Below are 4,246 nucleotides of genomic sequence, written 5' to 3'. Positions count from 1 at the left end.
AAATTTGCAATTTTAAAGAGAAATATATATGTTACTAAAAATTAATTGGTATTGAACACGTTGATTGTTTAGTTAATTATTATCATACTTTTGATTATTAAATGGGGGATCAGTTGATGAAGCTATCGGTTGTTATGTCATCCTATAATGGTGAGCAATATATTAAAGAACAACTGGAATCAATCCAACAACAAGAAAAAAAGCCGGATGAGGTTTTAATAAGGGATGATGGTTCAACAGACCAAACAGTTGAAATTGTTCGTCAATTTATTAAGAAACACCATTTAGAAAATTGGCAAATTAAAGTCAATCAAAAAAATATTGGTTGGCGAGCCAATTTTATGGAAGGAATGCATGAAGCTCAAGGAGATCTAATATTTCTTAGTGATCAGGACGATATCTGGCTCCCAAATAAGTTAAAAGTTATGGAAAAAATAATGTTAGCTAATCCCCAAATTAATGTATTAGCATCTAACTATCAAAAATTTACGGAAAGTGGATTAGGTAGTGTGGGGCCATATTCTGCAGGCCATGATCTTAAAAAAATTAATCTATATAATAATTACATGGATGTTAAGGCGCCTGGCTGTACATATTGTGTTAGAAAAAACTTTGTTAACCCTATTTCTAAAGTCTGGGATAAAAATTATCCTCACGACGAGCTAGCTTGGTGTTTAGCATTATTTACAGATTCTTTATATCTTTATACAGAACCTCTAATTAAATGGCGTCAACACAGCACTAGCGCTTTTGCAAGAGAAAGTAGATCACTTAAGTCTAAAGCTAAGAAATATGATTGGATTAAAAGCTCTGTAATGTTTAATAATTCAGTTAATGACTTCTTGACTATTTTTCCTAATACATCTTCATTGGAAAAAAAGCAAAAGCTAATTAAGGCAACTGATCACTACTTACACTTAAGAGAAAAATTTTATGATAGTAAAAATATTATTTATGGAGTTCAATTATTAAAGTATTGGAACCTTTATCCACGCTATCGACAGTACTTACTTGACTGGTATTTAGTGTTTTTTAATCATAAATAGACAAGAAAAACTTGATCGATGTGTATATAAAAGAATTGGGATATTAATTAACTTAGGATACTCTAACTATACTAATGGAATAGTTGAGAGTATAATTATGTCATTTGCAAGAAATATATACGACTTTATGATGGTTTAGCAAATTAGTTATAAATTGGATGTTGTAATTGATAATTTGCTATTAGAGTAATAATTTAAGGAGTTTGTTATGCAAAAGTATGATTATCTAATAGTTGGTACGGGATTGTTTGGTGCCACATTTGCTCATGAAGCTGCTAAACGTGGTAAGCGTGTTAAGGTCATTGATAAACGTGACCATGTTGCCGGAAATATTTATACTAAAGAGATTGATGGAATCCAAGTTCATCAATATGGTGCACATATATTCCATACTTCAAATAAAAAAATTTGGAACTATGTGAACCAATTTGCTGACTTCAACCGCTATACTAACACTCCAGTAGCTAATTATAACGGTGAAATGTACAACCTTCCTTTCAATATGAACACCTTTAATAAGATGTGGGGAGTTCGTACTCCGAAGGAGGCTCTGGCAAAAATTAATGAACAACGGCAAGAAATGGCTGGAAAAAAGCCACAAAATCTTGAAGAACAAGCAATCTCATTGATTGGTCGGGATATTTATGAAAAACTCATTAAAGGGTATACTGAAAAACAGTGGGGACGAAAAGCAACTGAATTGCCTGCTTTCATTATTCGTCGTTTGCCTGTTCGGTTGACTTATGATAACAATTATTTTAATGACGATTATCAAGGAATTCCAATTGGTGGTTATACACAAATTGTTGAAAAAATGTTAGACAGCGATTTAATTGATGTAGAAACCGGGGCCGACTTCTTTGACAAGAAGGATGAGTACCTTAAAAGGTATCCCAAAATTGTCTTCACTGGGATGATTGATCAATTTTTTGATTATCGACTTGGCGAACTAGAATATCGGAGTCTACATTTTGAAACTGAAGAGTTAAATGAAGATAACTATCAGGGCAATGCCGTTATTAATTATACGGATGCGAAAACCCCATTTACTAGAATCATCGAACATAAACACTTTGAATTTGGTAAAGGTGATAAAAATAAAACAATCATCACTCGTGAATACCCGGCAGACTGGCATCGTGGTGATGAACCCTACTACCCAGTTAATAATTCTAAAAACAATAATTTGTACAAACAATACGTTGAATTAGCACAAAAAGATGCTAAGAATGTAATTTTTGGTGGTCGCCTTGGTCAGTACCGTTATTACAACATGGACCAGGTACTTGCAGCTGCACTAAAGATTGTTGATAAGGAGTTTGACAACTAACTATGAAGGTCATTAAAAACTATTTGTATAATGTCGTCTATCAAGTCTTATTGTTGATAGTTCCACTTATTACTGTTCCATACATATCTCGTGTTTTGGGACCGGATTTAGTGGGAATTAACTCGTATACAAATAGCTGGATGACCTTTTTTATGTTAATTGGTCAAATGGGAATTTCTTTATATGGTAATCGAGAAATTGCCTACCACAGGGAAAACAAGAAACGAAGATCAACCATTTTTTGGGGAATTGAATCACTGCAAGTGTTAACAATTCTTTTTGCGTTGGCTTTATATTTAACAGCAGTTTTTCTCTTTAGTACCACCTTTCAGCGCTATTTTTTGTTACAAACGTTTTGGATTATTGCAGCTGGTGTCGATGTTTCATGGTACTTTATGGGGATGGAAAACTTCCAACGAACTGTAACAAGAAATCTCGTTGTTAAAATTATTTCAGTTATTTTAATCTTTGTACTTGTTAAAAGCCATAATGATTTAGGTAAGTATATAGTTATTTTAGGTGGTTCTAACTTAGTCGGTAATTTAACTCTTTGGCCATATTTAAAAAAGGAAATTACCTGGATTCCGTTGAGAGATTGGGAACCCTTCTCTCACTTCTATCCTTCACTGTTGCTTTTCATTCCGACAATCACTACTCAAATTTATTTAGTCGTTAATCGTTTAATGCTTGGTAGGATGGCAACGCAAAATCAACTGGGTCAATTTGAGAATACTGATAAAATCGTTAAAGTTATTCTAGCTGTTGTGACAGCATCTGGGCAGGTAATGCTTCCACATATTGCTAATAAATTTTCAAATGGTAATATCAAAGGCGTTCGTGATAGTCTATATAATTCCTTTGACTTTATCACTGCGTTAGCGGTACCGATGATGTTTGGATTAATGGCAATCGCCGAACCGTTAGCTCCATGGTTTTTGGGACAAGCGTTTGCTCCTGCTGGAGAATTAATGGTGATGGAAGCGCCAATAATTTTGTTCATTGCATGGAGTAATGTAACTGGGACACAGTATCTAATGCCAGTAAACCGAACCAATGAATATACTATTTCTGTTTCCATTGGAGCTATCGTGAATGTTGTAGCTAATGTTTTTTTAATTGCGCTTTTTGCAGCCAAAGGGGCAGCTCTCGCTACAGATATATCTGAGTTAGCTGTGACTGCAGTTCAGTTATTTTATATTAGGACAACAATTAGTCGAAGAAGACTGTTTAGTTCGGTTTGGAAATACTTTATTTGTGGTTTAGTAATGTTTTTAATTGTCTTTCGACTTTCACACATTATTAGAATGTCGGTACCCAATCTTGCATTGGAAGTTATAGTAGGAGCTTTTGTTTATTTAGTTGGGATTTTTTTAGTGCATGCTCCGATTGTTGATCAAGCACTCCAACTAATTTTAAAAAGGAAAGAAAAGAGTAGGAGAAATCATTAATGGTGATGTATGTAATTACTCATAAACATTTTAATTACCAAAATTTACCTAATGGCTATGTTCCATTATTGGTAGGCGCTAATAAGAACGCTAACCCTGATCATTTTCTACAAGATAATAAAGGCGATAACATTTCTGACAAAAATGGCAGTTATTGTGAACTAACTGGATTATATTGGATGTGGAAGCATGGTGAAAATACAAATATTGGATTATCCCATTACCGAAGGTATTTTGCTGATTATTCCTCACGAAACCAGATGTATTTGAAATATTTATTCAGTGGTAATATAACTCCTATTTCAGTTACTAAATTAGATCAGGATTTAAAGGTTGGCTATGATTGGATAGTTACTGAACCAGATTATGGTGGGGAAGGAACATTATGGGATCAATATAATACTAACCACCATATTAAAGAT

The 4,246-nt window shown here is 33.6% G+C and carries 4 protein-coding genes; all 4 read left to right on the top strand.

Annotation, left to right across the window (positions count from 1 at the left end):
- The first annotated feature begins 116 nt into the window (after positions 1 to 116).
- Positions 117 to 1,046 (top strand): glycosyltransferase family 2 protein, encoded by a 930-nt coding sequence (locus H5975_RS07410; RefSeq protein WP_204785510.1) that lies wholly within the window; start codon positions 117 to 119, stop codon positions 1,044 to 1,046.
- Positions 1,047 to 1,254: 208 nt separating this feature from the next.
- Positions 1,255 to 2,376 (top strand): UDP-galactopyranose mutase, encoded by a 1,122-nt coding sequence (glf, locus tag H5975_RS07405; RefSeq protein WP_204785509.1) that lies wholly within the window; start codon positions 1,255 to 1,257, stop codon positions 2,374 to 2,376.
- 2 nt (positions 2,377 to 2,378) lie between these two features.
- Positions 2,379 to 3,824 carry a flippase gene (locus H5975_RS07400; RefSeq protein WP_204785508.1) on the top strand — a complete coding sequence of 482 codons (1,446 nt, stop codon included), beginning with the start codon at positions 2,379 to 2,381 and terminating at the stop codon, positions 3,822 to 3,824.
- A partial coding sequence (locus H5975_RS07395; RefSeq protein WP_204785507.1) for a DUF4422 domain-containing protein occupies positions 3,824 to 4,246 on the top strand: 423 nt, incomplete at its 3' end. The genes H5975_RS07400 and H5975_RS07395, both read left to right, overlap by 1 nt.

It is taken from the genome of Limosilactobacillus coleohominis, assembly GCF_016901675.1.
Taxonomy (GTDB): domain Bacteria; phylum Bacillota; class Bacilli; order Lactobacillales; family Lactobacillaceae; genus Limosilactobacillus; species Limosilactobacillus intestinavium.
Note: the sequence above shows the minus strand (reverse complement) of the source record. Positions and strands in the feature narration are given on the sequence as shown.